Below are 20,595 nucleotides of genomic sequence, written 5' to 3'. Positions count from 1 at the left end.
GCGGAGACCGGGAAAGGCGGGCTGCTTGGGCATCGGCGAGGCTCCATTGTCGTCCCCGACAGTCTATCTCAAACCGCTCAGCACGCGAGGTTTTTCAGACGTTCCTTATGTTCTGTTTCAAGACGGGTTGGCCCCGGTCACCTACCCGGCAGATGGAAAGTCTTGGGAACGCTACTCCTACATTGACCGGGAAGGTGCTGTGGTTTGGCACCAAGAAGGCTAAACCGCGCGACGTGATCACGCATCAGAAACTGAACACTGTCGCGGGCATTCGTTGCGTTTGCAGCTTGGTCAATGTGGGCTCTGCCCGGTCGTTGGTTGCGGCTGTGCCAAGGACCGCTTGCGGCCAAACTATATTATCTTTGCCTTCTTGCTGCAGGCCCTCTCGAAACCGATATGAGGTCAACACGCGGCAGCATGTCACGTCGGAGGGTTTCCTTGGAATACCTGTACATAATAACCGGCTTGGTCGGTTTGTTTCTTGGTGGCGAAGCACTTGTCCGAGGGAGTGTGAGCATTGCCCAGCGGATGTCGATCTCGCCGCTCATTATTGGATTGACGGTGGTGGGCTTTGGCACGTCTTCTCCTGAGCTATTGGTATCGTTGCAAGCCGCTTTGCGCGGTGTTCCTGATATTGCAGTTGGCATTATCATCGGGTCAAACATTGCAAATATTTTGCTGATTGTAGGTCTGACCTCGCTTATATGGCCAATTCGAATAGCCTTCGCCACAATACGGCGAGACATAGCATTCATGATCGTATCAGCACTGGTGCTGGTGCCACTTTTTGCCTTTGGCGCAATAGGCCGGATTGCCGGCCTGCTGCTTGTAGCGGCGTTATGTGTCTATTTGGTTTGGACCTTCCTCATGTCTCGACAAGACACCCCCGAGGATGAAACGCCAACAGCACAATCTCCTGTGATCATACCTGTACTGTGGGTGGTCTTCGGCTTTACGGCATTGTTGTTTGGCGCGCAGTTTCTGGTTGACGGGGCAGTATATGTCGCCCGTGATTTCGGCGTGTCTGAGGCATTTATCGGCCTGACCATCGTTGCCGTAGGGACGTCACTCCCAGAACTTGCAACATCGCTTATCGCAGCGTTCCGTCGCCAGTCTGATATCGCGATTGGAAACGTCATAGGGTCCAACATTTTCAACGTGCTGGGTATCCTTGGGGTGACGTCTCTTATCGCACCCATCACGGTTTCGGCGCGTTTCTTGACTTTCGATTTGCCGGTCATGATCGGGGTATCTTGTGTCTTGGTCGGTCTGCTGCTGTTGCGTCCTCAGATCGGTCGCGGTGCTGGAGTGCTGATGGTGCTGGGTTACGCAGTTTACGTTTTCGCAGCGCAATGAGGGAAACAGACGTTCGTCGCATTGCACAAAACCATCGAGCTTGCCTCTGCCCGGACCTTCGCTGCGATCTGCGCAAATGACTGCTCGGCGGACAAAGCTGTTGTTGGTTGCCAATGCGGATTGGCTATCTCTTGCGTCATCAGATACTTGTGGGACAGCAATCGATTGGTTCGCGCTCGGGCGGAGAACGCGTGACTTGCCAAATACGTTGAAAGACCTTGGAAAAAGGAATTCGGTTTGTCTGACACCTTTGAACGGATTGCGGATTGGTTGCAGCGGGTTGCCCTCCTGGACGTCAGCCTCGAGGAGCTGATTGAAGGATTGGGCACGCGGCTTGTCGAGGCAGGCGTTCCGGTGGTTCGGATTTCACAGGGCCGGCTGCTCATGCATCCCATTATCGGGGTCATCGATGTGACCTGGGACGCCGATGCCAAGCGGACGAACTCGGACATCTACCCTCGCTCGGGCTTGTCCGATGGTCTTGCAATACAAGAAAAGTCACCCTTTGCCGACCTCAACGACGCCAATCAGGAGATTGCCAAATCCCAGAGCCATCTGCGGGGTATGGAACTCGCAGATGTTGTCACTGACCTGCCATTCATCCACGATGATCTGACCGATCCGGATACACTTGAAAAATACCCGCTCTACAGGCGTCTGGCCGCTTCTGGCATCACCGGGTACGTCGCCCTGACGGCCCCCTTCGGAAAGCAGGCCGTCATGATCGAAGAAATGGAAGAGGGTTACCTCGGCTCTACAATTTCTTATGCGACGCGGCGGCGATCGGGTTTTACACCTCGGGAAGTCGACGGTTTTCGCCGCATCAACATGCCTCTGATGGCCGCTTTGCGTATCGTGACAGAGAAGTTCTTTGTCTCGGAAGTGATGGAAGCCTATCTTGGGGGACTTCCGAGCCGCGCGGTCCTGAGCGGTCAAATCGCCCGAGGCGATGTCCAACGCATTGACTGCGCCCTGTTTTACAGTGACATGCGCGGATCCACGGAACTGAGCCAGAGGCTTTCGCCGGAAGAATACGTGGCCGCCATTAACCGTTATTTCGATTGTGTAGCGGGCGCTGTGCTTGAATACGGCGGTGAAGTGTTGAAATTCATAGGTGATGGCCTGTTGGCCATTTTTCCCTTCGATGGCGCGCGGCGGACTCCGGAAGACATGTGCGCCGCCGCCCTGTCAGCCGCGCGAGAGGCGTTCCAGCGTCGCGACGATTTTGCGGCAGATCTTGCTGTGGATTTTGGTATCGCACTTCATACCGGGGAGGTGATTTTCGGCAACGTGGGAACCGAAAAACGACTGGACTTCACCATTATTGGAGCAGCCGTGTCCAAGGTCAGCAGAGTGGAGGACATGACCAAAAAGCTTGGCTTTCCGCTTTTGGCGACCGGGGCCTTTTCCGCGCGGATCCCGGAGCCGGCACAGAAACTGGGCCCCCAAACGTTGCGCGGTTTTGATGAAGTTGCCGACATTGTCGCTTATGATATTGCTGACTGAAATCGGCCGCCTCATCCAGCGTTTGCCCACCGGCTCCTGCGGATTCTCCCCGCTCGTTCGCCGCGATCTGCCTCAATGACTGCTCTGCGGACGAAGCGGTCGCGCGAAGTCCCGAAAGACATATCCCGCCGATTGCCCTCGGCCTGGTCGAGGCGCTACTGCCCCAAGACTTCCAGAAGCACATCGCCCGCGGCACCGGACGGAGGCCGGGTTTGTGCCACCGAAGACAGGGTCATCGCCACATCAACCGTGTGAACGCGCCGCGATATTCTTTGTGGTTCCAGGCCATAGCCAGCAAACATGATCGGCACGAACGTGTCATAGCGCCAGGGCGATCCGTGGGTCACCGTAACCGACAATCCGTCCATGTCATTGATGAACCATTCCGGCTGGAACACGAGGTAGATGTCCCCGGATCGGTCCGGATGATAGTTGTTCAAGACCGCGCGCATCAGCTCATTGTCGGGCAGCGAGCCCTCGCGAAGACGCGAACTGGGCACAGCATAGGCCACTCCCTCGAAGGCGACCAACTCATCGGCGATCGCAGTCTCAAGCGCGATCCTGTCAATATCCGGATCGTTGCGAATAGCATCTGACAAGGTCAGGTACGGGTGGTCGTAGCCCACGAACAAAGGCCCGCTCAGGCCAAAGCGCTCCTTGATCCGAGCCACGGCCGGAGCGGAGTCCCATGCATCAGGCGTCACGTAACCGCCCGGCATCCCAAGTGACTCAAGATACCCGGGCGCTTCGGGCGCGCCGTGATCCGACGCAAGCACAATCAGAGTGTTTTCCAGACCGACCTCGGCATCGACATAGGCAAACAGGTCGGCAAGCGTACGATCGAGTTGCAACAAATTGTCCTCGGCCTCGAGGCTCGAAGGGCCGAAGAAATGACCGACATAATCCGCGACCGAAAAGCTGACCGCGAGGAAATCGGTCACATCGTCATCGCCCAGCCCTTCAGCATCGATGAGGGTCTTGGCAAAATCGGCGGTCATTCGATCTCCGAACGGGCTGAGCGTGAGAAGCGTGGTGAAATACTTGTCCTCGACCGTCCCCAGCGGGTGAGGGAAGGTCCGTCCAAACCCTGCAAAATCCGGCTCCCAGGGCTGGTCGTCCTTTTCGCCAAAAAGGTAGGTTTCGATCGAGTGCAACAATTCCCATGACTGACCGCTGTAACTCTGCGGCAATCCCTTGGCGTTCCACGCATCAACCCAAGTAGGATAGGCGTCATAGTAATAGCTGCTCGTCACGAATTGTCCGGCTGACTTCGAGAACCAGAACGCCTTACCTACATGTCCCGCCATTGCGACCGCGCCGCGATCCTTGATCGAGACACCAAATACCTTCGAGCGTCCTGCGGTTGAAAGGGCCAATTCGTCCCCGAAGGTCGATGTGAGGATCGTACGCGGAGATCGCCCGTCACTGGTTGCAGCACGCTGCGTCGGGTCGATCTCGGTGGAGTCGTCGACATCTGCACCGCTGGTCAGAATCGAATAGTCCGGGTCTTCAATGTTGTAGACGGTCCGTCCTTCTGAGCGATCATACCAGAGGTTACCGACCATCCCATGAGCCGCGGGGTTCGCGCCGGTTGAAAGCGTCGTATGCCCGACGATCGTCTCGGTATTGGCATGTGTATGGTGCGCGTTGTCATAATGAATACCTTCTTCAAGAAGGTATCTGAACCCGCCTTCGCCGAACTGATCGATGTGCCGGTTCGGCAGGTCGCCTCTTAACTGGTCAACCGTAATCTGAAGGATCAACCGAGGTTTATCCTGAGCGTTCGCGCAAACGGGGAACATGCCCATGGCCAGCAACAGCAGGATGGGCTTGGTCGTCAAAGATGCCATGGTTGGTCCAGTCATTTCTTGAATACCAGGACCACCATGCAATGATCGATCGTTGAAAGGCAACCTTGCGGGTGCCGCGTATCTCACCACCGGCTGTCAAACTTGGCTGCAGCGCAATCGACGGTCCGGAGTGTTGCAACTCCGCCAGCTAGCGCTTGACCGGGCGTTTTTCGAAGGCCGGGATGCCTTCGGGGATGTGGTGAAAGCCTTGCTGATCGCAGGTGAAAATCGCCGCCTGAGCCTTGAATATCGATGGGTCATCCAGAGTGCCCACTTTCACGATCATCGAATTGGGGCGTGACGGGCTGCGTGATCCGATGCCAGTGCCGCAGGTCGGGCAGAAATGGCGATGCACGGGCGTTTCCAGATCGCTGCGGGCGAAATTGGACACCGCGCCTTGGGTATAGGCGAAATCATCTGCCGCAAAGACCATGACGACATTGGGATTGCCGCCGGTGATGTACTGGCATTCCCGGCAATGGCACTGAAATGCGCCCTCGATCGGCCCGTCGATCCGATACCGGATCGCGCCGCAATAGCAGCCTCCTGTGGCGTTCATCCAGTTATCCTTTCGGGTTTGCGGTCACGTCTTCTGGAAATGATAGATCGTCACCGGTTGGGTCAGCGTAAAGCCAGCCTCGTCCCTTTCGCTCAGCCTGTCAAACCGTGCGCGCATCTCGGCCCGTGCCGCCGGGAAGGCGGCGGCGCGATCCGGGCTGACGCCGATCAGGTTGCGGGCAAGCGCGTCGAAATCCGCGCAGCGCCGCCTGAGAACGATCCGGCTTTGTTCGACCAGAACCAGCGGCGTGAAATTCGGCAGGCTGCGCAGATGCGCGGCCGCGGCGGTGCGTACCTCGGTCTCGTCATCCAGCGGCTGCACGATCTGCGTGACGTTCCCATCCAGATCCGGCTCGGCCACGTGGAGCCGGCCCCCGATGCGCAGAACGCGCATCGCTTCGTCCGTCGCAGCCCCGTAATGCGCCTGCGGAATGTGGTGAAACGAATGGATGAACGTCATCAGATCCGCGCTGTAATCGGGCAGCGGCAGCGCCTCGGCATAGCCCTGCAGAAACTGCGCCACGTCGCCATGGGCCGCCTGTGCCCGCGCGACCTTGCCGGCCTCGACCTCAAGCCCGATCACCCGTGCACCGCGCGCCGCCAGTTCGGCGGCAAACCCGCCATCCCCCGCGCCCACATCGACCACGTCCCAGTCCTTCAGCGTCCACAACAACCGGGCAAGCTCGTCGATCTGTCCCATTCAGTGCCCGCAGCAGTTGCCGGACAATACCGGACCCTGAACGCCCGAGTGGTTGCAGCATCCGCCCTTCCACCAATCCGCACCCGGACCATGGCAATACTTGTCATCGGCACCGGTCATGGCCATGAACATCGGGTGGTAATTGCGGCAGACCTCCAGCTCGGTCTTGACCCAGTGCAGCGGGTCGCGCCCGTAATGGTCCCAGTAATCGCCGTCCATGTTCAGCCCCGGCACAGCGGGGTTCCAGGACTCGTCCAGCCACAGATCGACATCGCCATATTTGGCGCAGAGCTTGCGGATCTCCGGATCGTCCAGCGCGCCCAGGCGGCCGTTCTCGATCAGCGTCTCGTTATCGCCTTCCCGCTCCATCATGTAGGTCGGGAAATAGAGATGCAGATGCCAGTGCCCCACAAGATTGCCAGCCCGCGCCGCGCGCCGTTCTGCCATGGAACTGATGATAGTGCCAAAGCCCATGTGGATGACGCCCGAGCGCACCCGCTCATAAAGGCAATTGACGAAGCCCGAAGGGAAATCCTTGCGCGGGCGGTGCACATGCGGGTTGGTGCCGATCGAGGCTTCCCACCAGTACATCAGGCCCTGGCCCGGGAATTCGGGATACTGGATGTGATCCGTCTCGGCCTTGAGCTTGCGCAGCTTGTCTCCGAACACACCGCCTTCGTTGATCTGGGTGATCTGCGAGTTCTCGACGATCAACTGGGTCCAGTCGCAGGGCGCGATGTGATTGGTGGTGCCCGCGATCACGCCATTGCCGTCTTCCTTGCCCGGCAGGAACATCCAGGGGCGGCCCGTCACATGGCCCGGCAGATAGGTCTTGCCGAAATGCTCGTTCCCGGTCCAGGTCGCTTGGGTCAGTTCGGCGTTATAGAACTCGCGTCTGCTATCCCAATAGCCGGCGTGATTGGTGAATTCGATATCCGTCCCTTCGGGATCCACGATACGGGCCCGTTTACAGGTGCGCACCCGGTCCCATGTCCATTTGTCGATGGCGTTCAGCACCTCGATCGGCATCGCATGGGCGGGTGAGGCCAGGATCTCCGGCGTGATGAAGGGCATGCGCTGGATCTTGATGAAGCGTTCGGCCAGTACCGGTCCGCCATAGCCCATCAGGATCTTGTCATATTGCTGCTTCTTTTCTTCCTCCTCCCACATGTCCATCCACTCGGCGAGTTCCTTGGTGCGGAAAAGGTAGTAATCGACTTCGTCGGCTCCGATCCATTGCGGCACCGGACCCCGGTCGATCACCTTGATCTCGTATCTGACGCCGTATTTCTCGAGGATCTTCTGGCAGGCCTGAATGACCATGTCGCTGTGCCAGTTATCGACACGCAACAACACGCGTTCGCCCGGTTTCAGATCCCAGCACGCGTTCAGCCCGTGGTTATAGGGCCGCTGCGCCACATGTTCGAGATAGGGCAGCAGCTGGTCGGGATGCGTCACTTCCACAAAGGGAGGGCAGCGCGGCGGTCGCAGGGATTTGAGAGGTGGCGTCTGAAACCGCGGCGCGCCGCCGGGGCGGGCCGACAGGATCTGTTCGCGTCCGGGCGTGGCCGACAGGCTGTGTTTTTCGCGCTCGGACGCGATGCGGGTAAAATCCTCTGGCATGGTTGTCTCCCTTTACGAGGCCTTCGCCGCGGCCTTCAAATCCATCAGCAGGAACCTGGCCTGCTGGTCCTCGATCTCTTCAAAACCAATGAAGTTCTTGAATTCGGCCATGCTCATCACCGGATGGGGCAGGGCATGCGTGTTCTTGTCCGCCATCAGTTGCGCAAAGTTGTCCTGCATGGCGCGGGCCACGGTCATCAGGCCGACCAGCGGATAACAGGCCAATCCGGCAACCTGGCCGATCTGTTCCTGGGTGAGGTCCTTTTCCAGCCAGCCAAGGATCTGCAGCGACAGCGGCACACCCACTGCCGCGCGCAAGCGTTGAAGGCCCGCGAAATCGGTGAAGGTGCGGCTGATCGGCTGGATCAGATCGGCACCGGCCTCAACATACATCCTGGCGCGCGCGATGGATTCATCTTCGGTCATGGCATCGGTGCGCGCGATGATCAAGGTGTCGGGATCGCGGCGCGCCTCAACGGCGGCGCGGATCTTGGCGGCATGTTCATAGGCGGGAATGATCTCGACCTGGTTGGCGGCAGCGGCACAGCGTTTGGGCGCGGTCTGATCCTCGAAGATCATGGCGCAGACGCCGGCCTGCTCGAATTCCCGCACGGTGCGCATGACATTGATTGCATTGCCATACCCGGTGTCGGTATCCGCCACCACCGGGACCGAGACCGCATTGGCGATGTTGCGCACCACCGTGAGGTTTTCCGTCATCGTGTAAAGTTCGACATCCGGGAACCCCAGATGGCTGGCCGAGACCGCAAAACCCGAGGTGAACACCGCGCTCGCCCCGGCCTTTTCGGCCATGAGGGCCGACATCGCATCGAAACATCCCGGCAAGATCTGAGTCTCGCCCGCGCGCAGTTTCGCGGCAAAAGCCTTTTTCATTTCGGCGTCGATCATGTCGCGGCCTCCTCTTCTTCGCGGGCGTGCAGATATCCGACGATCCCACCAGCTTCGAGCATCAGGCGATCCCCGTCACTGAGTGGCTCAAAGGTCAGTTCGGTGCCCTGTGTATGATTGCGCAGCAGGCTTGTGGCCCAATCCACTTCGATCTCGTCCCAGCGATTGACCGATTTCAGAATGCCGGGGCAGGCGACCTGCGGGAATCCCATCGCGATCTCGCCGCGCCAGTATCCCGGTGAAAAGCTTTCCGCGATCACACCGGCCACGCCAAGGTGGCGCATGCCGATCATCGGCGGATAATGCGGATGGCCATATCCGAAATTGTGATTGCCGATCAGCAGATCACCGGGTTTCACCTTTTCGGCGAAATCGGGTTCTTCGGCAGCCATGCACAGGCGCGCCAGTTCGGCCGGGTCCTTGATCTTGATGTTCTTGACGCCGACGATCTGATCGACGTCGAAATCTTCCTCTTCAAAGATCCAGGCGACGCGGCCTTTCAGATTTGCCAGCGCCATGTGTCTAACCCTTCAGATAGGGGCGCGGATCGGCGATCTTGCCCTCGATGGCGGCCGCCGCCACGGCGGCTGCGTTGACGATGTAGATTTCGCTGTCGGGCGAGCCCATGCGCCCGCGAACGTTCAGCGTCCCGGTAGAGACCGCGCGCTGCCCGTCGCGCATCACGCCCATGCGGCCAAAGCAGTAGTCGCAGGAAGATGAGCTGATGAAGGCCCCGGCATTGATCAGCCGGGTCAGGATGCCCTGTGCGGCGGCCTGTTCCATGATCTCTTGCGAGGTGGGAATGACATGCAGTTGAAAGCCGTCCTTGACCTTGTGGCCCTCGAGCACGTCGGCTGCAAGCGCCAGATCCTCGACCCGCCCCGACGCGCAGGAGCCAAGATAGCCGACCTGAACCTCGGTGCCCGCCACTTCGCTCAGATCTCTGGTATTGGCGGGGCTTGGCGGAATGACGGCGATGGGTTCCAGATCGGTCACGTCAATCGCATGGCGCGCGTGATAGGTGGCGTCCTCATCGGAAAACAGCGGGTCGATATCCAGCCGTTGCCGCTCGCGGATATAGCTCAGAGCCTTTTCATCCGGGTTCATAATCGCGGTGATCGCACCGGTGAACATCGCCAGGCAATTGATCGTCTGGCGTCCTTCCAGGGACAGCTCGGCGATGCCGTCTCCGCCCAGTTCCATCACCATGCCCCGGCAGGACCGCGGACCCAAGACCCGCACGATGTGGTGAAAGACGTCGCGCGCGGTGACACCGGGCTGCAACGACCCGGTGATGTCGATCCGCACGGTTTCGGGCACCTTGAACTTGATGCGTTCCTTGACGAAGGCCTCCAGCAGATGCCGCCTGACGCCCACGGCCAATGTGCCGAAAGTGCCCAGCTGCGAGATATGGCCATCGAAATGCACCACGAAAGCGCCGGGCGTGGCATAGCCCAGTTCGGCAGCCACCTGGTGACCGATGCCTTTGCGCTCATAGACGGGGACATTGTTCTTCTTGCCCCAGCTTCGGGTGATCTCGTGCAGCTCTTCCTCGGCAGTGGTGGCGGCCGGCACCATATGGTCGATGAACAGCGCAAAGCGATCCGGTTCAGCGACCTTGTCGATGCCGAATTCCTCTTCCATCTGGCGAAAGATCACATCCGTGTAACCGGGGAAGTCATAGGCAATGACAAAATCGGGTTTCGCCAGGACCTCGTCACCTGCGCGGACGGTTTCCTTATCCGAGACCCGCGCGAGTATCTTTTCTGCAATGGTTTGACCCATGCGCCGACCTCCCTTCGGACATGTTCAAGCGATGTTCGTCCCATCGCAAAACAATGTCAACAAACAACAAAGATTTCATCAGGTGAAATAGTCATCGCAATCCGCGGACAGCCTTGAGCATCTCGGCCGCGGCATGTTGCATGGCTGCCAACATGTCTGCCTGTTCGGCACCCACATATCGCGGTGTCAGGCCGCCGGTCGAAATGGCTGCAAGGATCTGCCCGTCATCATTCAGCAAGGGCACGGCCATGGCCGACAGGCCCACGGCAATCTCATCATGTTTGACGATGAAGCCCTGGGCGCGAATATTCTCGAGTTCGGCGCGCAGCGGAGAGTCGTCGCGAATACCAAGCTCGGCAAGAATGCGGCTCTGCTTGTCGGGCTCAAGATGCGCAAGCAGGATGCGCGGGCCTGTTCCGAGGTTGAACGCACGGGTCTCGCCGACCGCCCACCAACGCACTTCAATCGCCTGTCCGCCATTGTGCCGCGCTGTGCACAGCGCCATGTCACCCTGTGAAATCGACAGGTAGACGGTTGTTTGTGTCTCTTCTGCCAGTCGGATCAGCATCGGCTCGACCAGGCTGGTCAGGGTCAGCGACTCCGGCACCGCGCGGCTGAGTTCGACCAGCCCTGTCCAGGCGCTGTACCGGCCCGAGACAGGGTCCTGATTGACCAGCCCTTCGTCGCGCAAGGTGACCAGAATGCGCCGTGTGGTGCCCGCATCCAGCCCCGTGGCGCGCACGATTTCATTCAAGGCAAGGTAGGGATTGGACGGAGAAAAGGTGCGCAAGATCGCCACTGCACGTGAGATCGCCCGCACACGGGGCAAGGTCGCCCCTTTTTGCCCGCGTGGTTTGGTGGAAACGGTCACGCCGGAATATTCCTTATATTTCATCAGGTGAAATATGATTTATTTGTTGACACAGTGCAAGCCCACCATGTGATATTGGTGCGACTGGTCTAAAATGGCCGGCACAGGGAGGATAACGAATGAAACACTTGATCAGCGGATTGCTGGTACCCGCAGTTATGGCTGCAGGGCTGGTTTTCACATCACTACCAACGTCAGCCGAAGCGCAGATGCGCGAATTGCGATTTGCCGAGTTTGGCCCCAACCGCGGCACCCGCGCAGCGGCGATCGAATGGCTTGACCAGGAAATGCGCGACCGCAGCGGCGGCACGCTTGGCCTGGACATCACCTGGGGCGGTGCCCTGCTGGGTGCCAAGACGGCCGCACAGGGCCTGTCTGACGGCGTGGCCGACATGGCGTCGATCGTGCCTGTCTACGCACCCGGCCAGCTGGTCGCCTATGAGGTGACCGACACGATCCAATTCGGTGACGAATGGGTCGGCATGATGGCCACCTATGAATTCATGACCACGAACGAAGCCGCCCTTGATGAGCAAAAGAAAGCCAACATCAAGTATTTCGGCAATTACACGACCGGCCCCACCCAGCTTCTGATGCGCGACACAGCCGTCGCGACGGCCGCTGATCTGGACGGCAAGACAATTCGTGCCACCGGTGCCTTCGTTCCGGCACTCGAGGCCAAAGGAGCCTCGACCGTGTCGCTGTCCCAGCCTCAGGTTTACGAGGCCATCTCCAACGGTTCCGTGGATGGCTCGACAACCTATTACTATGTGGCCAAGGCCTATAAGCACTATGAGGTGGCCAAATACATCACCGAGCTGGACATGGGTCAGGTTCTGGCCTTCGGCATCGGGATGAACATGAACACCTACATGAGCCTGACACCGGAACAACAGGCTCTGGTCGATGAGCTGGGTCGCGAATTCACCGTCTTCATGGCTGAAAAGATGTATAACTCGCGCACCGGCGTCAAAGCCGAGCTTGAGGCCGGCATTGATGGTCATCAGATCACCATGGTGCAACCCACGCCTGAGCTGCGCGCAGCGCTGGTGGAGATCGCCAATGCCGATGTCGAAAGCTGGAAACAGAAGGCCACCGAAAAAGGCATGGATGCCGAAGGTGTCTATGGTGCCTTTGAGGCCCTTGTTGCCAAATACACGGCTGAACGGGATGCCAATGGCTATCCCTGGGATGCCAAAAGCAACTGATCTGACATGATCCGACAACCGATCCGGAGCACGCGTGCTCCGGGTCGGTCCGTTTCCCAGCAAAGTGCGCCCCCATGTTGTTGCGTCTTCTGACCGCCATCGAGAATATCGCGCTCTGGGTCGCCTGCATCGCGCTGTTGGTGATGGGTGCGCTGGTGACCGGCTCGGTTCTGGGCCGCAGCCTGTTCAATCAACCCATTCCCGACGACCTGCTGATGATTGGCCTGATGATGGTCTGTGTCATCGTCCTGCCGCTCAGCTATGTCGAGCGCGGCAATGGCCATATCGTGGTGACGGTGATCGCCGATCGCCTGCCGGGCTTTGTGCAAAAGGGGCTGCGTGTCATCGGGCGACTGATCTTTGCGGCCTTTCTGGGGACGATGGGCTTTGTGATCGCGCGCAAGATCCCGTCGGAATTCGAGCAAAACCTCTATTACGACGGCCAGCTCGAAATCCCGACATGGCCGATGAAAGTCATCTTTGCCTTCGGCATAGCGGTGTTCCTGCTGCGCCTGCTGTCCAACATCATTCAGGATCTGCGCGGCACGCTGCCGACCGCACAACATACGGACGCAGGCTAGGGACATGGACCCACTCTCAGTTGGTATCTACGGGCTGATCGCCACGCTGGTTCTGCTTGCGCTGCGCGTACCCATTGCGGCGGCGCTGGGCGGGGTGGCATCGGTCGGCATCTTCATCATCTTCGCCTGGCGTCCCGGCGCAGAGTTCACGCCGCAATGGGCCTGGCAGCCGACCTTTTCGCTGCTGGCCAACAATCCTTATGCCTTCATCACCAGCTATACGCTGTCCACGATCCCGCTGTTCATTTTCATGGGCCATCTGGCCTATGAGGCGGGCTTTACCACCGACATCTACCGCGCTGCACGGCTCTGGCTGGCCAGGCTCAAAGGCGGGGTGGCCATCGCATCCGTGGTGGGCTGTGGCGGGTTTTCGGCCATTACCGGCTCTTCGGTTGCCTGTGCGGCGGCCATGGGGCGCATCGCGATCCCCGAGATGCTGCGCTTTGGGTATTCCAAGTCGCTGGCCTCGGGTTCGGTCGCCATCGGCGGAACACTGGGTTCGCTGATCCCGCCCAGCGTGCTGTTCATCCTCTATGGCGTCTTTGCCGAGCAATCCATTGCCAAGCTGTTCATCGCCGCCGTGATCCCCGGCCTCCTGTCTCTGGCCGCCTATATTCTGGTGATCTACATCTGGGTGTCACGTCGCCCGCAGGATGCGCCGATCCCCCAAGAGGAAATCTCGCGCGAGGACAAGATGAAATCCCTGCGCGATTGCTGGGCCATCGTTACGTTGTTCATCGTGGTGGTGGGCGGCATCTATGCCGGCTTCTTCACACCGACCGAAGCCGCCGGTATCGGGGCTGCCGCCACGCTGGTGCTGGGTGTGGTGCTGGGCCGGTTGAACCTGTCGCGGATTTTCGCAGCCCTTAAGGAAAGCGTCTATCAATCCTCGATGATCTTCGTCATCGCGATTGGCGGAAAGCTGTTCGTGAACTTCATGGCGCTGACGGGGCTGGCCAGCGAGATCACCGTCTGGATCGAAACCTCTGGCGTGTCGGTTGTCACGGTGATGCTGCTGATCGTGCTGCTCTATCTGTTGCTGGGCATGTTTCTTGATCCGATCGGGATCATCCTGCTGACCCTGCCTCTGACCATTCCGATCGTGGAAAACTTCGGCTTTTCGCTGATCTGGTTCGGCGTCGTGGTGATCAAGCTGCTTGAGATCGGTCTGGTGACGCCACCGATTGGGCTGAACGTCTTCGTGATCAAGTCCATCGTGGGCGACAAGATCGCGTTGGAAAAGATATTCGGCGGCGTGGCGTGGTTCTTGCTGATCGAGATTTTCGTGCTGGCCGCGATCATCCTGATCCCGGCGCTTTCGCTGTATCTTACCGCCTTCGTCTAGGCCGCGCCCGGGCGTTGGTGACGGGTGCCGCGAAAGGTCGTTTGACTCCGGCCACCATGTGGTTTCCCATGACCTTCCAGTCCTAGCCATGTCCGGAGCCCATGCCCTCACCTGCGCTCACCCTTGATTCGTCCGGAAAAACGGCCACCCTGCGGCTGTCCGGCGACCTCGTGACCAAATCACTGGGCATGATCGAGACCGCTTTCGAGCAGGTCACGACCTCGCAGCCCCTGATCCTGGACCTGGGGGCGCTCGACAGCCTTGATACCGGTGGGGCGCTGTTGATCCTGACGCTCAAATCCCGGCTCGAGGCAGAAGGGGCCAGCGTCACCCTGACCGGGGCCAACGGGGATCAGCAGGCGCTGCTTGACACCGTCAGCGCGGCCATGCCCGCGGAAGAAGGCCTCGAGGAACCGCCCCGCGGTTTCATCCCCTGGCTCACCCATGTGGGTGAATTCACAGCCGGGGCAGGGGCATCGCTGCGCTCGTTGATGACGTTCTTCGGTCTTACGCTGCACCGGTTTGCGCGCATGCTGATCCAGCCGCGCCGCCTGCGCACCGCCGCGTTGTTCAGCCAGATGCAGGAGGTGGGCCTCAACGCCGTTCCGATCATTGCGCTCATGGGTTTTCTGATTGGCGTCGTGCTGGCCTTTCAGGGGGCCACCCAGCTCAGGCAGTTCGGTGCCGAAGTCTTTGTTGTCGACCTGATCTCGATCTCGATCCTGCGCGAACTGGGTATCCTGCTGACCGCCATCATCGTCGCGGGCCGCTCGGGGTCGGCCTTCACGGCTTCCATCGGGTCGATGAAGGTGCGCGAAGAGATCGACGCGATGCGCACCCTCGGCCTTGATCCGATCGACGTGCTGGTGTTGCCCCGCGTCATGGCGCTGATCATCATGCTCCCGGTGCTGGGGTTCATCGCCAATGTCTCGGGCCTTTTCGGCGGCGCATTGATGAGCTGGATCGACCTTGGCGTGAGCCCCGGCATGTTCGTCACGCGCCTGCATGAAAACACCGATATCTGGCATTTGGCCGTGGGCATGATCAAGGCACCGTTCTTTGCGGTGGTCATCGGCATCGTGTCGTGCTGGCGCGCCATGCAGGTCAAGGGCTCGTCCGACAGCGTGGGGCGGGAAACCACCGCCTCGGTGGTCCAGTCGATCTTCCTGGTGATCGCGCTTGATGCGGCCTTCTCGATCTTCTTTTCCAACGTGGGTGTGTGATGGACGGCAGCGCGGCCCCAAAGACCAGTCAAGCGGACTCCCGGCGCGAAGCGGTGATCAAGGTGCGCGGCCTCGTGAACCGCTTTGGCACGCAGGTGGTACATGATAAGCTTGACCTTGATGTCTATCGCGGCGAGGTGCTGGGCATCGTCGGCGGTTCGGGCACCGGCAAATCCGTGCTGCTGCGCACCATCGTCGGCCTCAACCGGCCCGCTGCAGGTTCGATCGAAGTGCTGGGGGTCGATGTTCTCAACGGCCCCGAAGCCGAAAGGCGCAGCGTCGAAAAACGCTGGGGCGTCGCGTTTCAGGACGGGGCGCTGTTTTCCTCGCTTACGGTGCTGCAAAATGTCATGGCTCCGCTGCGCGAACACATGAACCTGTCACCAGGTCTGATGAAGGCGCTGGGCGAGCTGAAGATCAGCCTCGTGGGCCTGCCGCCGCTTGCCTGCTCCAAGCTTCCCTCGGAACTGTCGGGCGGAATGCGCAAACGCGCAGCCCTTGCCCGCGCCCTTGCGCTGGATCCCGAGATCGTCTTTCTGGACGAACCCACCGCCGGTCTCGATCCGATCGGGGCTGCGGCCTATGATGATCTGATAGGCGAATTGCAGCGCTCGCTGGGCCTGACGGTCTTCATGGTCACCCATGATCTGGACAGTCTCTATGCGATTTGTGACCGTATCGCGGTGCTTGCGGAGAAACGTGTTTTGGTAGAAGGACCTATCGAAATGATGACATCCGTGGATCATCCTTGGGTGCAGGAATACTTTACCGGCCCGCGCGCCCGCGCGACGCAGGAGAAAGGGAACTAGGGCTCAGAGCAGACATGGAGACCAAAGCGAATTACCTGCTGATCGGCATCTTCACACTTGCCTCCATTCTTGGAGCATTTGCGCTGTTCCTGTGGCTGGCCAAGATCCAGGTGGATCGCCAGTTTGCCTATTATGACGTGCTGTTTGATGATGTCTCAGGCCTCAGCGCGGCAGGAGATGTGCGCTATAACGGTCTGCCCGTGGGGCAGGTGGTGGATCTCAGGCTTGATCCCGAAGACAGTTCCAAGGTCCGCATCCGTATCGAGGTCGGCGCAGAGACGCCGGTGAATTCCGAAACCGTCGCCGAGCTGCAAAGCCAGGGCGTGACCGGCGTCAGCTATGTGGCGCTGTCGGGCGGCTCGACCGCCTCGTTGCCGCTGCCAGAGGGGGCGGTAATTCCTTCGCAGCGCAGCGCCCTGCAGTCGGTGTTCGAAGGCGCGCCGCTGCTTCTGGAAAAGGCGGTAGTCCTGCTTGAAGATGTGAATGCCGTCTTCAGCGACGAAAACCGCGATGCCATCAGCGCCATCCTTGAAAACGCCGCCAGCGCCACCGAGCGTCTGGATGCGGCGCTGGAAAGCTTTGAAACCCTCTCGGCCGATCTCAGTGCCGCCGCGCAAGAGGTCGCCGCCTTCTCAAGCCGGCTGGACTCGCTGGCGGACACGGCAGATACCACGCTCAGCACCGCGACCGAGACCCTGTCCTCGGCGACCACCACATTCGACGAGGTGACGGCCTTTGCCCAGAACGACCTGCCGGGTATCGTCACGGATATCCGCACCGTGGCCGACACGGCCAATCGCGTGATCGACCAGCTTGGCACCGACGTCAGCACCGCTGTCACTGAATTCGAAGGGCTGGCCTCCAGCGGCACCACGGCCCTTGAGGGGGCCAATGAGACCTTTGCACGTGCCAATGACACGCTGGACGCGGTCACCCGCGCGATGGACACGGCCGACAGCACCCTGATCGCCGCTCAACAGACCGTTGCCGGGATCAACGATATCCTGAACACGCAGGTCGACGGCATCATTGTCGATCTGCGCGAGGCCGTGAATGTGTTTTCCACCTCGGTCACATCCGCCTCCCGCGATCTTGCCGAAGTCGCGGTGGAAGTCCGCTCGGCCTCGACATCCGCGGCCTCCTTCCTCGGGACGCTGGATGATCTGGTCCTTGGCAACAGCCGGCAGGTCTCGGACTTCCTGCGCCTCGGGCTGGCCGAGTTCACGCGCCTGACCGAAGAAGCCCGCCTTCTGGTGTCCAGCCTCGACCGGCTGGTGGACCGTGTCGAACGCGATCCGGCCCGGTTTCTTCTGGGCACAACCAATTCGGAGTTCCAACGATGACCTTATCCTTGCGGCATTGCGGCGTTGGTCTGGCTCTGATCCTGAGCCTGACGGGATGCAGCGGTCTGCAGCGACTTGAATCCGCCGCCACTCCAAGTGAGCTTTATGCCCTCACGCCCAAAAGCACCTTCTCGTCGGGTTTGCCCAACCTCTCGCAACAGCTTGTTGTCGAAGTGCCGACCGCCACCGCCGCCGTCAACACCGACCAGATCGCGGTTCAGCCATCCGCGCTGCGCGTGCAGTACCTGCCCGGCGCGCGCTGGGTCGACCGCGTTCCGCTGTTCGTGCAGGCGCTGTTGATCGAAAGCTTCGAGAATTCCAACCGCGTGCCCGCCGTGGGTGGCTCGGGGATCGGCCTGCGGGCGGATTACTTCATCACCTCCAATATCCGCGAGTTTCAGGCCAGCCTGCCAGCAAATGCCACAGCCGAAACACCGCTGCGGATTCAGGTGCAGATCAGCGTCAAGATCGTCGACGCCGATGTGGACCGGATCTTTGCCTCACGGTCGTTCAACGAATATGCAACCGCAGCCAGCGATGCAGCCGCCGATGTTGCAGCCGCCTTTGACGAAGCACTGGGCGACGTGATGCGCGACGCCGTGGAATGGAGCATTCGCAGCATCCACAGCTACGCCAGCGAAAAGGAACGTCAGGCCGTGCAGGATCGCCGCCCCGAACCCAGACCCTCGCCGCTGGATGCCCCGGCCGCCGCGCCCGAACCCGCGCCGGCACCCGAAACCGCGCAAGACAGCGATTCCTGAGCCCTCTTTCGGATCGGACTCAGTCCAGCTTTCCACCCATCACACGGGTCAGAAAGCCGACGACAAAGGCCGTGGTGATCCCGAACATGAGGATTCCACAAGCCGCCGCCATGGCACCGAAGATCCGGTGATCCACGCCCAGCGTCACGTCGCCATATCCAAGCGTCGTATAGGTCACGAGCGAGAAATACAGCGGCTGTTCATACCCCGGTAGCGCCCCCATCAGCCAAAGCGCGGCCGCCCAGAAATAAATATGCAGCGTATGCGAAAGCAGCAGCGCCGTCACGAAGATCGAAATCGTCCTGAGCAATTCAGCCGGAGCCGGTGTGCCCGCCAACTGTTTGGAGCGGCGCACGAACAGAATGATCCTCCAGCCCACAATCAGATGGGTACTGGTGCACAGCAGCAAGATCGCGCTGCCCAGAGCAATTTGCGTCAGAACCTGCATGAGATCTGCCCGTTTGTTCTTTACTGTTCCCACAGCTTAGCGCGCGCGGGTCACGGGATGAAGCACAGGCATGTCGCGCGCCCGCTTGAAGATCGAAAAAACTCTGGTCAGGGTGGTACAAAACGGCCAACCGGGCCTCTCAGGGTGGTACAAAATGGACAAAACTCGGCAAAATCCGGCACAGTCGCTGATCGCGCGCTCGGGCGTCGCAACGATCGCAGGTCTCTTTTCGCAACAGGTCGCCTCAAGCCCGGATCACCTTGCCATCGTGGACGGGGCACGTCGGATGAGCTATCGCGAGCTGGAAGAGCGCACCAATCGGCTTGCGAATGTTCTTCTGAATCAGGGGCTTGGCGCGGGTGCGCGGGTTGCCATCCTGTCGCGCAACCGTCTTGAGTATCTTGAACTCGAACTGGCCGCCGCAAAGGCGGGCCTGATCGTCGCCGCCCTGAACTGGCGCCTGGCCAAGCGCGAAATGGCCCATTGCATCACCCTGGTCAATCCCGATCTGATCCTTGTCGAGCCCGCTCTGAGCGATCAGCTGGCGGCGCTGGATATTCCGTCTGTTGATCGGATAACCATTGGAGAAGATTATGAAAATCAGCTTTCCCAGGCGTCGCCGGAAGCGCCCGTTTGCGATCTTGATCCCGAGATGGGCCTCATCATCCTTTACACATCCGGCACCACTGGCCTGCCCAAAGGGGCCCTGATCAGCCACCGCGCCCTGATCGCGCGGGCGATGTCCTTCGCCTCGGAACTCCAACTGCCGCGACAGGACACATTCTGCGCCTGGGCCCCGCTTTATCACATGGCCTCGACGGATCACTCTCTGGCGAGTTTGATCCGGGGCGGTACGGTGCATGTCGTTGACGGCTATCAGCCTGAAAAGATGATAGAATTTCTTGCAGAAAACGAAACAGGCCTGTTCTTTCTGCTGCCGGGAATGGTGCGGCGATTCATCGACGACTGGCGTAAGAAAGGGGCCCGTGCACGCGGTCTTGTCGCCTGCGGAGCCATGGCCGATCTGGTCCCGCCCGAGGATATCGCCGAGGTCACAGCCCTGTTGAATGCACCCTATTTCAACAGTTTCGGCTCGACCGAAACCGGCTTGCCTCCGGCCTCTGCCAGCTTTCTGGAAATTGGTAAGCTACCGAAATCATTGTCGAAAAAGCAGTCTGCCATGTGTGAACTGCGCCTTGTGGACGACGATGACATCGATGTTGCTCCCGGCACGCCCGGCGAAGTCGCCCTGCGCGGGCCCACGCTGTTCAGTGGCTATTGGAACGCAGACACCACGAACCTGAAGGATTTCCGCAACGGTTGGTTCCACATGGGCGATGTCATGCGCCGCAACCCGGACGGCACGCTCGACTATGTGGATCGCAAGAAATACATGATCAAGTCGGGCGGCGAGAACATCTATCCCGCTGAAATCGAAGCCGTTCTTCTTACCGACCCAGGCGTCGCTCAGGCCATCGTGGTCAAGCAGGCCGACGCCACCTGGGGCGAAGTTCCGGTGGCCTTTGTCGTGCCCAAGGACACCCTTGATCCCGCCGCGCTTCAGGAGCATTGCACCAGTCATCTGTCCCGCTACAAACGGCCCAAGCGGATCATTCTCATCCAGGATTCCGACATTCCGCGATCAACCACCGGCAAGGTGCAACGTCATGTTCTTGAAGAGAAATTAGGCCGCTCACAGATCTGATACAGTGGCGGCAA

The 20,595-nt window shown here is 59.9% G+C and carries 20 protein-coding genes; 11 read left to right on the top strand and 9 right to left on the bottom strand.

Features of this window, described 5'->3' with window-relative positions; translation table 11 throughout:
- The 3 genes from WAO69_RS12030 to WAO69_RS12020 all read left to right on the top strand — a co-directional run.
- A partial coding sequence (locus WAO69_RS12030) for a hypothetical protein (protein WP_422179407.1) occupies positions 1-223 on the top strand: 223 nt, incomplete at its 5' end.
- Positions 224-438: 215 nt separating this feature from the next.
- Positions 439-1,356: a calcium/sodium antiporter gene (locus WAO69_RS12025; protein ID WP_422179405.1), complete on the top strand. Its 918-nt coding sequence runs from the start codon at positions 439-441 to the stop codon at positions 1,354-1,356.
- Between the two features lie 237 nt (positions 1,357-1,593).
- Positions 1,594-2,862: an adenylate/guanylate cyclase domain-containing protein gene (locus tag WAO69_RS12020; protein ID WP_422179402.1), complete on the top strand. Its 1,269-nt coding sequence runs from the start codon at positions 1,594-1,596 to the stop codon at positions 2,860-2,862.
- Positions 2,863-3,017: 155 nt separating this feature from the next.
- Here the strand turns inward: WAO69_RS12020 and WAO69_RS12015 are convergent, their stop codons facing one another.
- From WAO69_RS12015 to WAO69_RS11980, 8 genes are all read right to left on the bottom strand, one after another.
- A complete protein-coding gene (locus tag WAO69_RS12015; protein WP_422179400.1) occupies positions 3,018-4,712 on the bottom strand; it encodes an alkaline phosphatase family protein in 1,695 nt (564 codons plus the stop codon).
- Between the two features lie 148 nt (positions 4,713-4,860).
- Positions 4,861-5,271 (bottom strand): GFA family protein, encoded by a 411-nt coding sequence (locus WAO69_RS12010; RefSeq protein WP_422179398.1) that lies wholly within the window; start codon positions 5,269-5,271, stop codon positions 4,861-4,863.
- 24 nt (positions 5,272-5,295) lie between these two features.
- Entirely contained in the window at positions 5,296-5,970 is a 675-nt protein-coding gene (locus tag WAO69_RS12005) for a class I SAM-dependent methyltransferase (protein WP_422179396.1), read from the bottom strand.
- Positions 5,971-7,593, bottom strand: coding sequence for a hypothetical protein (locus WAO69_RS12000; RefSeq protein WP_422179394.1), 1,623 nt, complete (start codon positions 7,591-7,593; stop codon positions 5,971-5,973).
- A gap of 12 nt (positions 7,594-7,605) precedes the next feature.
- Positions 7,606-8,502 (bottom strand): isocitrate lyase/PEP mutase family protein, encoded by an 897-nt coding sequence (locus WAO69_RS11995; RefSeq protein WP_422179392.1) that lies wholly within the window; start codon positions 8,500-8,502, stop codon positions 7,606-7,608.
- Positions 8,499-9,020 (bottom strand): hypothetical protein, encoded by a 522-nt coding sequence (locus WAO69_RS11990; protein ID WP_422179390.1) that lies wholly within the window; start codon positions 9,018-9,020, stop codon positions 8,499-8,501. The genes WAO69_RS11995 and WAO69_RS11990 overlap by 4 nt, the downstream gene beginning before the upstream one ends.
- Positions 9,021-9,024: 4 nt before the next feature.
- Positions 9,025-10,287, bottom strand: coding sequence for a 3-isopropylmalate dehydratase large subunit (locus WAO69_RS11985; RefSeq protein ID WP_422179388.1), 1,263 nt, complete (start codon positions 10,285-10,287; stop codon positions 9,025-9,027).
- A gap of 91 nt (positions 10,288-10,378) precedes the next feature.
- Positions 10,379-11,182, bottom strand: coding sequence for an IclR family transcriptional regulator (locus tag WAO69_RS11980; protein ID WP_422179386.1), 804 nt, complete (start codon positions 11,180-11,182; stop codon positions 10,379-10,381).
- Positions 11,183-11,277: 95 nt separating this feature from the next.
- Between WAO69_RS11980 and dctP the strand changes: the two genes are divergently transcribed.
- The 7 genes from dctP (at position 11,278) to WAO69_RS11945 (ending at position 18,428) form a co-directional block, all read left to right on the top strand.
- Positions 11,278-12,366: a TRAP transporter substrate-binding protein DctP gene (gene dctP, locus WAO69_RS11975; RefSeq protein WP_422179384.1), complete on the top strand. Its 1,089-nt coding sequence runs from the start codon at positions 11,278-11,280 to the stop codon at positions 12,364-12,366.
- Positions 12,367-12,440: 74 nt separating this feature from the next.
- Entirely contained in the window at positions 12,441-12,947 is a 507-nt protein-coding gene (locus WAO69_RS11970; RefSeq protein ID WP_422179382.1) for a TRAP transporter small permease, read from the top strand.
- Between the two features lie 4 nt (positions 12,948-12,951).
- Entirely contained in the window at positions 12,952-14,292 is a 1,341-nt protein-coding gene (locus WAO69_RS11965; protein ID WP_422179380.1) for a TRAP transporter large permease, read from the top strand.
- 101 nt (positions 14,293-14,393) lie between these two features.
- Positions 14,394-15,515 (top strand): MlaE family lipid ABC transporter permease subunit, encoded by a 1,122-nt coding sequence (locus WAO69_RS11960; RefSeq protein WP_422179378.1) that lies wholly within the window; start codon positions 14,394-14,396, stop codon positions 15,513-15,515.
- Positions 15,515-16,324, top strand: a complete 810-nt coding sequence (locus WAO69_RS11955) for an ABC transporter ATP-binding protein (RefSeq protein WP_422179376.1) — start codon at positions 15,515-15,517, stop codon at positions 16,322-16,324. The genes WAO69_RS11960 and WAO69_RS11955 overlap by 1 nt, the downstream gene beginning before the upstream one ends.
- A 14-nt stretch (positions 16,325-16,338) precedes the next feature.
- Complete coding sequence (locus WAO69_RS11950) at positions 16,339-17,667, top strand: MlaD family protein (protein WP_422179374.1); 1,329 nt, start codon at positions 16,339-16,341, stop codon at positions 17,665-17,667.
- Positions 17,664-18,428 (top strand): ABC-type transport auxiliary lipoprotein family protein, encoded by a 765-nt coding sequence (locus WAO69_RS11945; protein ID WP_422179371.1) that lies wholly within the window; start codon positions 17,664-17,666, stop codon positions 18,426-18,428. Before WAO69_RS11950 ends, WAO69_RS11945 begins: the two co-directional genes overlap by 4 nt.
- A 19-nt stretch (positions 18,429-18,447) precedes the next feature.
- Here WAO69_RS11945 and WAO69_RS11940 read toward each other — a convergent pair whose 3' ends face one another.
- Positions 18,448-18,876 (bottom strand): ion channel, encoded by a 429-nt coding sequence (locus tag WAO69_RS11940; protein WP_422179369.1) that lies wholly within the window; start codon positions 18,874-18,876, stop codon positions 18,448-18,450.
- Positions 18,877-19,030: 154 nt separating this feature from the next.
- Here WAO69_RS11940 and WAO69_RS11935 point away from each other — a divergent pair, with 154 nt between their 5' ends.
- Positions 19,031-20,581, top strand: coding sequence for a class I adenylate-forming enzyme family protein (locus tag WAO69_RS11935; protein WP_422179367.1), 1,551 nt, complete (start codon positions 19,031-19,033; stop codon positions 20,579-20,581).
- The last annotated feature ends 14 nt before the right edge of the window (positions 20,582-20,595 follow it).

Origin of the sequence: Aestuariivita sp. (assembly GCF_049276915.1) — a bacterium.
In the GTDB taxonomy this organism is placed as follows: Bacteria; Pseudomonadota; Alphaproteobacteria; order Rhodobacterales; family Rhodobacteraceae; genus Aestuariivita.
The sequence above is the reverse complement of the archived record's forward strand: the minus strand, read 5'-3'. Positions and strand labels throughout refer to the sequence as shown.